At 47.5% G+C, this 14748-nt stretch carries 14 protein-coding genes; 8 read left to right on the top strand and 6 right to left on the bottom strand.

Going from position 1 to position 14748, the window contains the following annotated elements:
* Positions 1 to 411 precede the first annotated feature (411 nt).
* Both H6G50_RS20175 and H6G50_RS20180 read right to left on the bottom strand, forming a co-directional pair.
* Entirely contained in the window at positions 412 to 1419 is a 1008-nt protein-coding gene (locus H6G50_RS20175; protein WP_190720427.1) for a UbiA family prenyltransferase, read from the bottom strand.
* Positions 1420 to 1651: 232 nt separating this feature from the next.
* A complete protein-coding gene (locus H6G50_RS20180; protein WP_190720429.1) occupies positions 1652 to 2734 on the bottom strand; it encodes an ATP-dependent 6-phosphofructokinase in 1083 nt (360 codons plus the stop codon).
* Positions 2735 to 3136: 402 nt separating this feature from the next.
* Between H6G50_RS20180 and H6G50_RS20185 the strand changes: the two genes are divergently transcribed.
* A complete protein-coding gene (locus H6G50_RS20185; protein ID WP_190720432.1) occupies positions 3137 to 5095 on the top strand; it encodes an adenylate/guanylate cyclase domain-containing protein in 1959 nt (652 codons plus the stop codon).
* Here H6G50_RS20185 and H6G50_RS20190 read toward each other — a convergent pair.
* The gene (locus H6G50_RS20190; RefSeq protein ID WP_190720435.1) at positions 5069 to 5317 is read right to left on the bottom strand and encodes a hypothetical protein; all 249 of its coding nucleotides are present in this window, start codon (positions 5315 to 5317) and stop codon (positions 5069 to 5071) included. The genes H6G50_RS20185 and H6G50_RS20190 overlap by 27 nt on opposite strands.
* 70 nt (positions 5318 to 5387) lie before the next feature.
* Here H6G50_RS20190 and H6G50_RS20195 point away from each other — a divergent pair, with 70 nt between their 5' ends.
* The gene (locus H6G50_RS20195) at positions 5388 to 6260 is read left to right on the top strand and encodes an ion channel (RefSeq protein WP_190720438.1); all 873 of its coding nucleotides are present in this window, start codon (positions 5388 to 5390) and stop codon (positions 6258 to 6260) included.
* 71 nt (positions 6261 to 6331) lie between these two features.
* Here H6G50_RS20195 and H6G50_RS20200 read toward each other — a convergent pair whose 3' ends face one another.
* Positions 6332 to 6709, bottom strand: a complete 378-nt coding sequence (locus tag H6G50_RS20200; protein WP_190720441.1) for a hypothetical protein — start codon at positions 6707 to 6709, stop codon at positions 6332 to 6334.
* 147 nt (positions 6710 to 6856) lie between these two features.
* Here H6G50_RS20200 and H6G50_RS20205 point away from each other — a divergent pair, with 147 nt between their 5' ends.
* The 5 genes from H6G50_RS20205 to H6G50_RS20225 all read left to right on the top strand — a co-directional run bounded on the left by H6G50_RS20205 (position 6857) and on the right by H6G50_RS20225 (position 11027).
* Positions 6857 to 7339, top strand: coding sequence for a GtrA family protein (locus tag H6G50_RS20205; RefSeq protein ID WP_347239974.1), 483 nt, complete (start codon positions 6857 to 6859; stop codon positions 7337 to 7339).
* A gap of 103 nt (positions 7340 to 7442) precedes the next feature.
* Positions 7443 to 8165 (top strand): Mo-dependent nitrogenase C-terminal domain-containing protein, encoded by a 723-nt coding sequence (locus tag H6G50_RS20210; RefSeq protein WP_190720444.1) that lies wholly within the window; start codon positions 7443 to 7445, stop codon positions 8163 to 8165.
* Between the two features lie 92 nt (positions 8166 to 8257).
* Positions 8258 to 9247 carry a GTPase ObgE gene (obgE, locus tag H6G50_RS20215; RefSeq protein WP_190720447.1) on the top strand — a complete coding sequence of 330 codons (990 nt, stop codon included), beginning with the start codon at positions 8258 to 8260 and terminating at the stop codon, positions 9245 to 9247.
* Positions 9248 to 9297: 50 nt separating this feature from the next.
* A complete protein-coding gene (locus tag H6G50_RS20220; RefSeq protein WP_242032917.1) occupies positions 9298 to 10455 on the top strand; it encodes an AAA family ATPase in 1158 nt (385 codons plus the stop codon).
* Between the two features lie 2 nt (positions 10456 to 10457).
* Positions 10458 to 11027 (top strand): hypothetical protein, encoded by a 570-nt coding sequence (locus H6G50_RS20225; protein WP_190720454.1) that lies wholly within the window; start codon positions 10458 to 10460, stop codon positions 11025 to 11027.
* A 93-nt stretch (positions 11028 to 11120) separates the two neighbouring features.
* On the opposite strand, the gene H6G50_RS20230 is transcribed toward H6G50_RS20225, so the two are convergent.
* Complete coding sequence (locus tag H6G50_RS20230; RefSeq protein ID WP_199303284.1) at positions 11121 to 12143, bottom strand: pentapeptide repeat-containing protein; 1023 nt, start codon at positions 12141 to 12143, stop codon at positions 11121 to 11123.
* Positions 12144 to 12326: 183 nt separating this feature from the next.
* Between H6G50_RS20230 and H6G50_RS20235 the strand changes: the two genes are divergently transcribed.
* Positions 12327 to 12776 carry a tellurite resistance TerB family protein gene (locus tag H6G50_RS20235; RefSeq protein WP_190720457.1) on the top strand — a complete coding sequence of 150 codons (450 nt, stop codon included), beginning with the start codon at positions 12327 to 12329 and terminating at the stop codon, positions 12774 to 12776.
* A 59-nt stretch (positions 12777 to 12835) separates the two neighbouring features.
* On the opposite strand, the gene H6G50_RS20240 is transcribed toward H6G50_RS20235, so the two are convergent.
* Positions 12836 to 14410, bottom strand: coding sequence for a B12-binding domain-containing radical SAM protein (locus H6G50_RS20240; RefSeq protein ID WP_190720460.1), 1575 nt, complete (start codon positions 14408 to 14410; stop codon positions 12836 to 12838).
* Positions 14411 to 14748 lie beyond the last annotated feature (338 nt).

Consider the following 14748-nt stretch of genomic DNA (forward strand, 5'->3'; position numbering starts at 1 on the left):
AGTCTCCAGGATTTTTTGACGAAACTCCGTCGAATAGGCTTTCATAATGGCATTTCTAACCTTCTCTTTGACTGTACCTCACTCACGTGAAAATTGCTATACATCACTAGAACTTATTCTATCTCGATAGAGATGGAGTAAGTTCTCCCTCAATTTCGAGTGGGTTGGATTTGGCGTTCCACATGGAGTCTAGGGTCAGATTAGCGAACCGTCATCGATAAATAGGGGCTAGTCCACTGATAACTGTCAACCGATTAATGTTCCCTGTCAACTGTCAGAACTTGTTCAAATTTCGTTTAAGCGTCAGAAGTATAGCTTACCTTTTTACATAGAGCGATACTTGCCCGATAATGAGTGGCACTAAAAGCACAAAGTCTTGACTGGTGGGCGCTGCCCACCCTACCGAACATTTCAAAGTAGAAACAATCGGAGCGCGTTTCCTAACCTGTTTTTGATAACCGAGTAAAAGAGAATCATGTGCAAAGCTTGAACGATTAAAAACTCGGGTCTTTGCCAAGACAGAAGGGTTAACAAACTCAAAGGCAACCAAACTTCATAAAAGTCGTATAAGGCAACTTCCGATTTTTTGGGCGGCGAGGGGTCTAGTTTGTTAGCATCAATTCTCACCAGCGTTACACCGCAGTAAACTGCGATGACAATAAAGAGATGAATTGAAAATTGAAAAGTAAAAAAAATAATGACGACAACCAAAAAAGTTTCTAGGGGAAACAGCGCGTAATTAATCCAAAATCGAATCGACGCTACTTTAAACTTAGTCGCAAAGGTTTTGACTCCTGACTTTAAATCATTATTACGATCCCAAAGTTGATGAACGAGAATGCCTCGAATGCCGACTACCGATGCCCAAACTGTAGCTATAAGTCCAAGGGAACTGCCTCCCGATCGCGAAGTTTCGTTTAAGTTATAAAAGGCGGTGGCAATGAAGAAGGTTGGGATAGTGTGTGCAGTAGCAGCATCCGCAAATACGCCCCAGAGATACCGTTCTTTTAGTCGTAGCGGTGGAGCAGGATAAATGATTAATAGTAGATAAAGAGCAAACAAAGCAATTGTCAAAGGTAAAGTTAAACCGATAATTAACCAGGGAATAAGTCCGGTTAAGGCACAACTTAAAACTAAGAACAGTCGTTGCTTTTTTGAGAGCGAAGCCATTCGATTCAGCTTGCCTGCTTTACGATCGACTTCAATGTCGCAAATATCATTAATAAGATAACCGTAAGCGCCGATTGAAAATATTGAGACTAAGATAGCAAATAGAGTTTCTAGCGATTGCTCAAAAGGCAAATACTGTGTGATTATTTCGAGGTAGGCGATGGTGAGGAGTGGGGGGGTTTTATAAACCCACCATTCGCTTCCTCGAAATAAGGAAAACATCGAGCTAACGGCTCTTATTAGAGGCATGATTTCTGTTGAGTCGGTGAGCGCTGTATGCTGTGTTAATAAAATTCAACGCTCAGCGAAGAGAAAGCCTCAATAAAAACTCTACAAAAAACAGTATGCTCTTTGACTGTTGACTGCTCGCTAATGACTGAGGGCAGGTTTTCTCATCAATTCGATCGCGCGAATTTTACTAATTTTAGGTAAACCCACCCTTACAGACAGATAACAGACAGATAACGAATAAACCGAGGTTTTAGTCTCCCAAACAGATTCCCAAACCCCGCGCCGTTTTCACGAGAGTATCGTTAAGGTCTACAGCGCGGTAGTCCTTAATCGCATCGGCAATCGGTACGCTGACGACTTCTCGATTTTTCCAAGCGACCATGCGATCGTACTGCCCCGCCGCGATTAAATCAACCGCCGCCACGCCAAAAGAAGAAGCCAGCAAGCGATCTTCGGGGGAAGGAATACCGCCCCGCTGCGTGTGTCCCAAAACCGTAACGCGGGTTTCCGCTCCCGTTTTCTCGGTGATTCGATTGGCGATATATTGACCGATCCCGCCCAAACGCCGCTGTTCTCCCTGCCAACCTTGAGTCACCGTTTCTCCAGTTTCGGTACAAACTGCTTCAGAAACGACGACTAGGGTGTAGTTTCGCCCCAGATTTTTGCGTTCGTGAATCTTTTCGCACACTTTTTCGAGGTCGTAGGGAATTTCTGGGAGCAGAATGATATGCGCGCCGCCTGCGATGCCAGCATTGAGGGCGATATGACCCGCATCGCGTCCCATGACCTCGAGGATCATAACGCGACTGTGACTAGCGGCGGTAAAGTGGAGGCGATCGAGCGCTTCGGTGGCAATGCTAAAAGCAGTATCGAATCCAATCGATCGCTCGGTACTCCCCACGTCGTTATCAATGGTTTTGGGGATACCGACTAGATTCATTCCCCCTTGTTGGGCGAGTTTGCGGAGAATGGCTAAACTGCCATCGCCACCGATCCCGATTAACGCATCCAAGTTAAGAAGGTGGTATCCCTCGATGATTTCTTCAGAGCGATCTTTGAGCGAGCCGTCCGGCATTGGGAAGGCAAAGGGATTCCCTTTATTTGTCGTCCCTAAGATCGTGCCGCCCATAATGAGAAGCGGTTCGGTATGAGGCAGCGTAAAGTCGCGATATTGAGGGGGACGACTCATCAAGCCCGCTGTCGCGCCTAATATCCCGATCACTTCCCATCCATACGTTAACGTTGCACGGGACGCAACCGCCCGAATGACTGCATTGAGTCCGGCGCAATCTCCTCCACTGGTTAAAATCCCAATTCTTTTGTGTTCTCCCATGACTGTACGGTCTCCGCTGAGTCGGACAATTCTGAAATAGGATACAGCACGGATATTGGAGGGGAAGGAATTTTCATGATTTCTTCGCGAGTGTCGTAGGGATTTGAGGGACGGGATGACCTGCGAGCGAGAATTTGCGATCGTATTTTCACAAAATTTTTGGATTTTTAGAGTACAATTCGAGTGTTTTCGCCGACGCAACGTCTCCCTCGAGAATGTTAAAAAATTCAGCACCTGCTGAAGGCGAGAGTGCAAGAGAATTCGAGGTGCATCTTCGAGAGCGGAATGAAGAGTAGTTCGGGAAGTGGATCGAGAACTTGCTTTTCTAAGTTAAGGCTCTGCCGCTGTCCCTCCCTCCGACTCTAGAAAAGCTTTTTAATATTTCTCAACGCCTGGTCGCCCATGAATTCCAATCCTCCCGCGACCCCGACGAAAAAAATCTTGGTGGTAGACGATATGCCAGCAAATTTGAGTTTGCTGGCTCAATCGCTGTCGGGACGCGGTTATGACGTGCGGTTGACTCGCAGTCCCGTCTTCGCCTTGCGATCGATCCCGTTTTCGCAGCCGGATTTGATTTTACTCGATATTTGTATGCCGGAGATGGACGGTTATGAAGTCTGCGAGCAGTTGAAGGCGGACGATCGCACCTCCGAAATTCCGATTATATTCATTAGTGCCTTAGATTCGCCCTTAGATAAAGTCAAAGCCTTTGAAGTGGGGGGCGTGGACTATGTTGCCAAACCGTTTGAGATGGTGGAAGTGCTAGCGCGAGTCGAGACGCACTTGCGCTTGCAGGAGCAAAAGGCGCGCCTGCAACTGGAAATTCAGGAGCGCCAACAAGCGGAGATGGAAAGTTCTTTAATGCTGATGGCGACGCAAGCGATCGAAGTAGCGGAGAATGTATCGAGTGCGATCGCGACTTTACTCAGCCCGATTTGCGAAATCCTCGAATGCGATCTCGCCGAAGCTTGGAAACCGAGTGCAAATGGTAAAACCTTCGAGCGCATCTCTAATGCTTGCTGTAACCCTTCTAGCTGTCCGATCGCGCGGTTGTCGGAACCCCAGTTTTTTTCTGCCGATAGTTTTTTCGGGCAGGTTCGCGATTCCGGTCAACTGCAATGGCTCGAAGATCTCTCGCTTTATCCCGAATTCAAGCAGATTGATTTGCAAATCGAAGCCGTTTTGGGCGTGCCGATTCTCAGCAAGCAGGAAGTCGTCGCCATTTTGATTTTCTATCACCACAAACCCCGCACTCGCAAGGACAATCTCCTTGAAGCGATCGCTTCGATCGCCCGACAACTGGGTTTTTTGGTCGAACGCAAGCGCGCTGAAGCAGCACAGCGCCTTGCCGAACAGAAGTATCAAAATATCTTCGAGAACGCGATCGATGGGATTTTTCAATCGAGCGTCGATCGCCGCTTTATTAGCGTCAATCCCGCTCTAGCGCGCATTTATGGCTATGACTCGGCCGAAGAATTAATGGAAAGCATTACCGATATTGCCGAGCAGATTTATGTCGATCCCCAAGCTTACCGTCAATTTGTCGCTGCGACGAACAAACGAGAAGGCGTATCGGGATTTGAGGCGTTGGTTTATCGGCGGGATGGAAGGAAGATTTGGATTGCGGAGACGGGGCGGGCGGTGCGCGATGGTTCGGGTAACGTTCTTTACTATGAGGGAACGGTTGCTGATATTACCGAGCGCAAGCGGATTGAGGAAGCCTTGCAAGACCAGAAAGCCCAAACCGAGCGCTTGCTGCTTAATATTCTTCCCCATTCGATCGCCCAGCGCTTGAAAAATGGCGAAAGCCCGATCGCTGACTATTTTGAAGAGGTCAGTATTTTGTTTGCCGATATTGTCGGTTTTACCGAATTTGCGGCCCGGAAAACGCCCGTGGAATTGGTTGAAATCTTAAGCGAGATCTTTTATGAATTCGACACTTTAGCCGAGCGATTGGGCTTAGAAAAAATTAAGACGATCGGCGATAATTATATGGTGGTCGGCGGACTGCCCAGCCCCCATCCCAGCCACGCCAACGCGATCGCACACATGGCCCTAGCCATGCAGGCGACGATTGCCCAGTACAATCAAGAAACGGGTCAGAATTTTCAGTTACGCATCGGCATTAATCTCGGTTCCGCGATCGCCGGGGTCATGGGACAAAGTAAAATTCTTTACGATCTCTGGGGCGATGCCGTTAATACGGCCTCGCGTATGGAATCGACGGGTATGGCGGGTAAAATCCAGGTTTCCGCCAGCGTTTACGAACGCTTAAAAGAGCGATTTTACTTCGAGAAACGCGGCGAAGTCCAAGTGCGGGGTAAAGGCAAAATGTTAACCTATTGGCTCGTCGGTTGTTGAGGCGCGTTTCAGCGCTTCATTGCCCGCAACTGCCCCTAAAATCGAGGTGAGTGCGATCGCGCCCACCCATCCCGGTAACGGTTGCCGTCCAGCTTTGGACTTAAAATAGCGACCGCCGCAAGCCAAACTCGGTGCAATTGTTACCGCCATGACTCCTGCACCCAGCGCTACTACGACCAGCATTTTTCCCAAAACTTTAACCTTCGTCGTTGTGGTACTCATGGTTAACTTGTGACTCACCTACAGCATTCATTCTATTCGCTCTAAAAATTAATCGCACCTACGATCTTATATGAAGCGACAAAATCAACGCCGTTTAGACAATAAAGAAGATAAAATCTTTCGCCTCGACAGCGATCGCTTCCATTGGGGAGACTTGTATCATCTCTCCTTTATCCTCCCACTCCCTGCACTCCTCGGCGCGATCGCCTCGAGCTATCTGGCGCTGAATATTCTCTTTGCGTGCGCCTACTTGCTCGACTCCAAGGGGATCGCTAACGCCCGTCCCGGTTCCTTTCAAGATGCTTTTTTCTTCAGCGTCCAAACCCTCGCAACCATTGGTTACGGCGCTATGTCGCCCCAATCGACCTATACCCATACTCTCGTGTTCGTCGAGGCCTTCATTGGTTTGCTGGGCGTAGCAATGGCGACGGGGTTAATGTTCGCTCGTTTCTCGCAACCGACCGCCAGAGTTCTGTTTAGCAACATCGCCGTTATTTGTCCCTACAACGGCGTTCCTACCTTAATGTTTCGCGCTGCCAATCAACGCAATAATGCGATTGTCGAAGCGGGGATTAACGCCCGGGTGCTGCTGCCGGAACTGACATCAGAAGGTCATAGTTTGCGGCGACTTTATGACTTAGAGTTGGTGCGATCGCACACCTCGTTATTCATCCTCAGTTGGATGGTAATGCACCCCATTAACGAACGCAGTCCGCTGTACGGTAAAACGGCTGAAATGTTAAGCAATTCGGGCGCTCAAATCGTCGTCACCTTGCAAGGATTGGATGAAACCGTCAAACAAACGATGCACGCCCGCAAAATTTACCAAGCGGACGATATTGTGTGGGATCGGCGCTTCGTCGATGTTGTCTCGTTTCGGGATGACGGAATTCGCGCGATCGATTACAGCCACTTTCACGACGTAATCCCCCTCGATCTGTAGCTCGGAAATTGAAGATAAGGGGACAGGGAGAGGAGAATGACTCGCTCTTCCCCATTCCCGATTCTCCTAAACTACCGTCTCAGCAAGCGGTTGAGAACTTCCCGCCCGTTAGGAGCAAACACTTGAACGCGAACCACATTCGGATCGCTCGGTCGCCAAGCGACTTGATAGCGAGTTTGACCGTTGTACCACGTATAGACGCGGCGTTGAGCGTTTCCAGATGCCTGCGCGCCGTACAACTGAATCGAGTCCCCGGTTCTTTTATTGCGTCCGGAATAATTAAAGGAATCACCATCCGACCAGCTAAAACTTACTGCCCAAGTCCCATCTTGGTAGCTGCCGCTGGGGTAAGCGTTTTGAGCTAAAACTGGCGTATTAGTGGCGATATCCGCGATCGCAGGAGTCGCAACGCCGAGAATTGCAGCTAGGGTCAGAGCTTTAAGATTCATAATCGTTTCCCGTGAAAAATGTATCGATTGAGTTCAGAAAACAACTACACGGGCAAATCGCTCGATTTCGCACTTCGGTTAACATTTTGATAAAAAGGATCGTCGCGAGCTATTCTTAAAATTCGAGATCTCCTGAAACCTAACGCCGTGAAAGCCAAAAAAATCTCCCTCAAATCCTTCGCCTCCTCCAAAATGGTTCGCTGGTGGATTGTCGGACTCTTCTTCACTGGAGTCAATATCCCCCTGCTCGGGATTTTAGTCCATCTCCTTAAACTAGAAAGTTGGCTGGCCACCCTGATTGCAGCCGAACTGGGGACGGCGTTACGCTTTTTCGTTAACGACCGTTGGGTTTTCGGCCATCCGCGTCCCACCGTGGAACGCTTCTGGCAATATCATGTTGCGAATGCGAGTAGCTTTGTTATTTGGTGGTCGTCGGCGAATATCCTCACCTACAAATTTGGGCTAGATCCCGTACTCGCTTCTATTCCGGCTACTGCTTGTTCCGTCGGCTGGAGTATGATGACTAACTTTTTGTGGATTTGGCGTAAAAAAGAGAAAACGCAACAAGTTGTGGAATTGCCCGTTCCCGTCTCAAATCAACTTCCCGAGGAAACCTCCCGCCATATGTGATGCAAACCGACCTGCCAATGTGAGGTAAACCCTAAGTCAAGCCCACCTAGAAAAGTTAGGATCGATAACAGAGCAAATTAGTTATTGAATTCTAAACATTATCATGGCAAGTGTTGCTCATTTTCACTATACGACAGAGCAAATCCAAGCTTGGCTGCGCGGTTTGCTTACTATTGCTTGGGCTGACGGACAGTTCGACCCCGAAGAACAGGAGTTAATGACCCAATTAACTCAGGACGAACTTGCCCCAGCGACGGATCTCGGCGAGTTGGAGGTTATCTCGCCGCACGAGTTAGCCGCAGCGTTAGGTCGCGACAAACATACAGCGGAAAACTTTTTGAGAACTGCGGTTATGATGGCGCTGGCGAACGGCGTTTATTCGATCGAAGAAGCGAAAGTCATCAATGAATTTGTGGAGGCTTTAGGGTTAGAAATTCAGGCGCTTAAAGTTTTAGAACAAACGCTTTACGACCCGGATAAACACCATTGCGAAGGAGAAGTTCTCGAAACTGGGGTCTGTAGTGCGGCTGCATCTCCTCTTTCTCCGGTTCGTCCTTCCCACCCTCATAGTGATGTTTTAGAACCCGTGCGCCATTGGCTAGATGGGATGGATATTAAAGATCCGCGCGTGGCGCGATTTGTGTGTAAAATGATTCCTCCCCAGTGTCCTTTCGAGCGAGACATTAAGTTATTTGGACGCAAAATCGTGCATATTCCGCCGATGTGCAAGCTGAATCCACTCTACGAGCAGTTGGTCGGGTTGCGTTTCCGTTCGTTGTGCTATCTTGCGGACGATTGCGGCGAAGATGTCTCTCAATATTGTTAACGTTTCTGAGTCATTTGCGGCCTGTCTGTTGCAATTCGTTCGAACGTTAGTGCCAAATAATTTTTAATTTTTAATTTTTCACTTTTCACACTATGCAATTTATCGATCGCGCTAAAATTGAAGTCGTCGCTGGCAAAGGAGGCGATGGATTAGTTGCCTTCCGACGCGAGAAGTATGTCCCGGCGGGAGGACCGGCGGGCGGAAATGGCGGCGGCGGCGGTTCGGTACTGCTGGAAGCAGCAGAAAATTTGCAAACGCTGTTGGATTTTCAGTACGAACGTCGGTTTAAGGCAGATGACGGACAGCGCGGCGGGCCGAATAATTGTACCGGGGCGACGGGGCGCGATCGCGTCGTCCAGGTTCCCTGCGGTACGATGGTTTACGATGCCGAAACCGAAGAATTGCTCGGCGATTTAGTCGAACCGGGACAGCAACTCTGCGTTGCCCAAGGGGGTAAAGGCGGATTGGGGAACAAGCATTTTTTGAGCAACCGCAACCGCGCCCCAGAATACGCGCTACCGGGACTTCCGGGCGAAGAACGCTTTTTACTGTTGGAATTGAAACTGCTTGCTGAAGTGGGGATTATCGGACTGCCCAACGCGGGTAAATCTACCTTAATTTCCGCCCTTTCCGCCGCCCGCCCCAAAATTGCTGACTATCCCTTCACCACCCTGATTCCTAACTTAGGAGTCGTCCGCAAACCCAGTGGCGATGGTACGGTTTTTGCAGACATTCCCGGATTGATTGAGGGCGCGCACGAGGGGGTTGGTTTGGGCTACGATTTTCTGCGCCACATCGAACGCACGCGCCTGCTGTTACATTTAATCGACGCGGCGGCCGAAGACCCCATAGCCGATTATCGTACCATTCAAAGCGAACTGGCTGCTTACGGACGCGGCCTGCAAGAACGCCCGCAAATTATTGCCTTGAATAAGTTAGATGCGGCTGACCCAGAACAAGTCGAAATTGTCAAGCAAGAACTGACCCAATTAACCTCGCACCCGATTTTTGAAATTTCCGCCGTCACTCGCCTCGGACTCGATGCACTCTTACAAACGATTTGGCAGATGTTAGAGGGTTAATTCCCTAAAGGCTGATTTGCTATTTCAATGATTAGTTTTCAGGGAATTTCATGCTTAGAAGAATTTATATAAACAACTATCGAGCTTTAGTTAACTTTGAGCTAAGAGTCGATAGTATGAGTTTATTCTTAGGAAAGAATGGCTCCGGAAAAACGACAGTTTTTGAAGTGATTCTGAAGTTACAGAAATTCATTTTGGGCGATCCTCAAAATGATTGGAAATACTACCAAGTCTCCGAACTTTTTACGTCAGATTGCTTGACGCGATGGCAGGATTCATTAATCCAACGCTTCGAGCTTGAGATTGAAGGAAATGGTGGGATTTATACTTATACCCTTGAAGTCGAGCATCAATCTCGTTCCAGTCAGTCGGCGAGAATGCGAGTCGAAAACTTAAAATTTAACGAACAAGTTTTGTTTGATTTTTACATAAAAAAGGAACAAGATACGATTGTTGGACAAGCGAGAATTGGCAACGATAATCCCGAACACAACGGACTATTTTTACCTGCTTTCGATTGGTCGAGATCGGGAATAAATTTTGCTCGAGAAAGAAAAGACAATCAAAGATTAATTTGGTTTAAAAAACGCATACAAAATATTTTCCTTGTCCAGATTAATCCTTTCGCAATGAAAGCCGATAGTAGTAAAGAAGTTAGCCATCCAAGCTGGGATATGTCGGACTATGCGGCTTGGTACAGTTATTTAGTTCAAGAGAATTTTAATGGCATTAGTCAATTAACGGCAGAACTCCAGAAAATATTCAAAGGTTTTGATTCTTTCCAAAATTCTCAATCTGGAGATGTTAAAGTTCTCTCAGCTTTTTTCAAAAGTCCGAGCAAAGTATCGTATAAGTTGAATGAATTGTCTGAAGGACAAAAAGTTACAATTGTTTTATACACTTTACTCTATTGTATTTCCGAAGACCTGGATTGTACCCTTTGCATTGACGAACCAGAAAGCTTTCTCGCATTGCCAGAAATTCAACCTTGGCTCAACGAATTAATGGAGCGCAGTCAAGAGCAAAAACTTCAGTTTTTTTCGATCTCTCATCATCCATCTTTAATTAATTATTTAGCCTTAGATTCCGGCTATTGGTTTGAGCGTCAGGACGGGGGTACGGCTCGTGTAGAAAAAGTGACTGAAGATTCAAAAGAAGGCTTATCTTTAGCTAAGCTCATCGAACTTCGCTGGATTTATGACGAGTGAAAATGCCGAAAATTACAATTTTGTGCGAAGACATCGACCAAGAACGGTTTATCCGGCAATACTTAATTTGTCGAGGAGTGAGCAAACGAGATATTTCTACTTATCCCAATGTTAAGAGAAATAAAGTTGAAAATAACAATGCCTCTATTTTGAGGGATTATCCCAAGCTCGTCAACAGTTATCGAAGTAAGAAGCATCAGGATTTAGCAATTGTGGTAATGATTGACGCTGACGATACGAGTCCCGAACATCGACTCCGCTCTCTGAATATGGCATTAGATGAGTCAGAAGGGAAACTGAATAAAGAGCTACGGATACCTGGGGAAAAGATAGCGATTTTTGTGCCAGCCCGGAATATCGAAACTTGGTTTACCTATATTAATGGTAATGGAGACTGTGATGAGACAACCGATTATAAAGATAGTAATCTCTCCAAAAAATCGAGGATTGAATCAGCACACCAAGCAGCGACTAAGCTGGCGACAGAAATCTGCCCAAAGGGGATCGACGAGATTTCCTTAAATTCTCTCCAGCTTGCTTGTAAAGAACTCCAACGATTACAATTAAAATAAACTGGATTAAAGCTCAAAAATCGCGACAACTTAAATATATAGGCTCTTACGGAAAGTTGGGTAAATATTAAAGAGTGGGTATGTTTTTTGTTCTCAAAAAAGTTTCCCGATTAGCCAGCCGCTTGTTAATCCTAAGCCGGTGATGCCAGCAAAAATTTGCCAAGTTTGTCGGGGACTAAATCGTTCTGCGCGCAGATGAAGGGCGCTTAAGGAACCAAAACCCGCCGCTGCGATCGCGAAAATCAAGATAAAAGTTAAAATGAAATAACTATCGAACAAACACCATTGAAGCATAGCAGTGAAGATTGCTGAGAGCGCGCTGAGAAAGCAAGAGTCTATTAGCGTTTTTTTAAGTTCAAAGCCGCTGCCTATCATGCCTGCAAACATAATGACTAACGTGATTCCTGCTATGAGCAAGGTTAATACTGATAAATTGAAGGAAGCCACAACTGTAAGGGCTGCTGTTATCGGTACGAACCAGATTAAAGATTCATCAAGCGTCCAAATTAAGGAACCCGCCCAAGCGATAAAGATAAGGGGTGCGCTCCCATTCCCAAATGCCAATAATGCCCCCCATAAAATGTATCCCAGTCCGAGAGAACAGAGGGGTATTTTGGGCAATCGAGCCAGAGGTTTGGGTTGAACGGTAGAAATTTCTTCGGCAGCAAGAAGGGGAGGAAGGGGAGGTTCTTCAACACCGGCGAGCGCTTCAGTTTCGGGTTCGGGTTCCTGTTGGCGGGCTAACCATTCTTCGTAAGTGGTTCCGTCGGGCATGATGGTATCTTGTAAGAGCGCCGCCTCTAAGTTGGCTCCGGTTAAGTCGGCACCGAGAAAGTTAGCGCGATCGAGATTTGCTCCGCTGAAGTTAACTTTATAGCATCGAGCGCCCGCTAAATTTGCGCCCTGTAAATTTGCGCCGCTCAAATCTGCTTTAATTAAGTTGGCACTGTTTAAATTGATGCCTAACGCGATCGCATCGCTTAAATTTGCCCTCGATAAGTTAATTTCTGGCAATTCTAGGTCGCTCAAATCTGCCCCTTGTAAGTCTGCCCAAGTAAAATTTCGCTTCCGAGCCACATACTGTTTGAGTAGTTCTTGCCGATCCATTGCAGTCATCAACAATTGAATACACCTGCGGATACCTACAGCGTATAATTTTCAAATTCCTGAAAAACAGTTTTTTGAATGCTCGATTCGAGAGCCAAGAAAGAAGGGCGCGAGGAGTAGAATTAGGATAGCGTTCCCTGCGAACTCGATAATGAAAAAAATTTTTCTCGATTAATTTAAGCCATCCTCTCTATGAGCATATTTGATGAATTTCGTCAAGCCGGAGCTTTAGACTCGCAAATTACCCTCGGGCCTGCTGAAGGATTTGGGGCGATTATGCTACTCGCGATCGCGGCAGACGGGCGTTTATCCCAGGACGAGATGGCCCTTCTCAACACGACATTAGGGCGCATGAAACTTTTCCAGAGCTACCCCTGGGAGGTCATGGGACGAATGTTTGAGAACCTTTCTGAAATTTTGCACCAAAAAGGGCCGCAAGCGTTATTTGGTGCGGCGATGGCGACACTTCCCCACGAACTCTACGATACAGCTTTCGCGATCGCGACGGATTTAGTTTTAGTGGATGGCGAAGTTACCCCTGAAGAAGAACACCTTTTAAACAGTTTGTGCAGGGCCTTAGATTTACCGGACGACCTAGTACAAAGCACGATCGCGGTTATGTTAATCAAAAACAAAGCATGAGCGCCCTTAAAGTAGGGTGCGTTAGCGAAGCGTAACGCACCATTACTTCAATCGACACTTCAAACAGCAGCGACTTGATTTTCTTTCAATTCTTGCCGCGTTTCCTCCCAATAAAACTCGGCGAGTTGAGCCTCAACTTGTTCTCGTACTAATTGGCGGAATTCAACAAAATGTTCGGCATGGGCGCAAACAGTTAAATAATGCGTCCAAACTTTAGGATTGTGGCGCAAAATTCCCCAGAGATTTTGCCAGAATTTCCAGCGCGTGTCTCGTTTGAATCCTTGCCGCCAAACCACGGTAGCGAGGGCTTTAAGATCGATCCAACTCGGCATTTGGGCGGGTGCTTCGCAGGGCGAGGGCGCGAGATTGAGAAAATGGCGATAGGTGCGATCGAGAAATTGCTTGGGTTCGTAAAGCGTACAAAACGCATGGATGTACTCGCGAGCGATTTCTTCAACGGGGCGAGTGGGGATAAAATTCATTAACGTCATTTGATCGCCCTCGCTATTATGGCCTAGCAGTCGCCCTTCTTTTTCGAGGCGATGCCAAAGCGCGGTGTGGGGGAGGGCTTGCAATACGCCAAAGACGGCGGTGGGAATGGTGGTTTGTTCGACAAATTCAATAATGCGATCGCCCGCTCCCGTTTTTTCGCCGTCAAAACCGATAATAAAACCGGCCATCACTCGCAGTCCGGCACGGTTAATTGCCAGCACCGAATCGACGAGGGAATTGCGCGAGTTCTGAAACTTTTTCGTTAACTGCAAGCTATCCGCATCGGGCGTTTCAATGCCTAAAAAGACGGCGTTAAAGTTACATTCCACCATCAACTGCATCAGGTCTTCATCTTGCGCTAAGTCTACAGAAGCTTCTGTATTAAACGTGAAGGGATATTGATGCTCTGCCATCCAAGTTTTTAGCTCGGAAAGCAACAACTTAACGTTGCGTTTGTTGCCGATAAAATTATCATCGACCATAAACACCGCTCGCCGCCAGCCCAATTCGTAGAGGCGATCGAGTTCTGCAAGCAACTGTTCCGGGGTTTTTGTGCGCGGTTTGCGACCGTAGAGAACGATAATATCGCAGAACTCGCACTGAAAAGGACAACCGCGCGAGAATTGCACTGACATCGAATCGTAAGCATCGAACTCCAGCAAATCGAAGCGCGGGACGGGGGTTGTGGTAACGTCGGGTTTATCCCCATCAGAACGAAAAGTACCGCATTCTTCGCCGTTTTGAATCGCTTCGACAAACATCGGCAGCGTAATTTCTCCCTCATCGAGAATGAGGTAATCTGCCCCCGCATTGAGGCAATCTTCGGGGATGGAGGTGGGGTAAGGGCCGCCTGCTGCAACCCGCTTTCCACGGCGTTTGGCTTCGACAATCGAGGCAAGTAAATCTTTCTTTTGTACGATCATCGCCGAAAAAATGACGACTTCTGCCCAATCCCATTCCGCCTCAGTGACAGGGCGAATATTTTGGTCTACGAGTTTAAATTCCCAAGTTTGGGGTAAAATCGCAGCTACGGTAATCAATCCCAGAGGCGGAAGCAGGACTTTGCGATCGACCAGTTCTAAAATTTTCTCAAAAGACCAAAACGTTTTCGGAAATTGAGGGTAAACCAGGAGAACCCGCATAAGTTTTAAGTTGTTTTTAAATAGTGTTAAGCCTTAGCTTAGCTCAATCTCGCCAGAAGCGTGAGGATCGGTTATGGCGATCGCCAATCGCGATGGACTAAATTTTAGCAGTCGGGGCGCTGGTTCGCAGGGTTATCAAGACTCCCGCGAGGAAATCTCGTCTAGCACGCCCCTTGAAGATATAGCGCTACGCAACTCGGTTAGGACATCGGGTAGGGTGGGCAGCGCCCACCAGCCAAGATTTTGAGCGTTTAGAAACGTACATTTACGTTTTCAGTAGCGCTATATCCTGTTGCACCCCTACCTGCCCCGTTCCAATTTTCGAGGAAATCTCAAAC

Source organism: Oscillatoria sp. FACHB-1406 (genome assembly GCF_014698145.1).
In the GTDB taxonomy this organism is placed as follows: domain Bacteria; phylum Cyanobacteriota; class Cyanobacteriia; order Cyanobacteriales; family Spirulinaceae; genus FACHB-1406.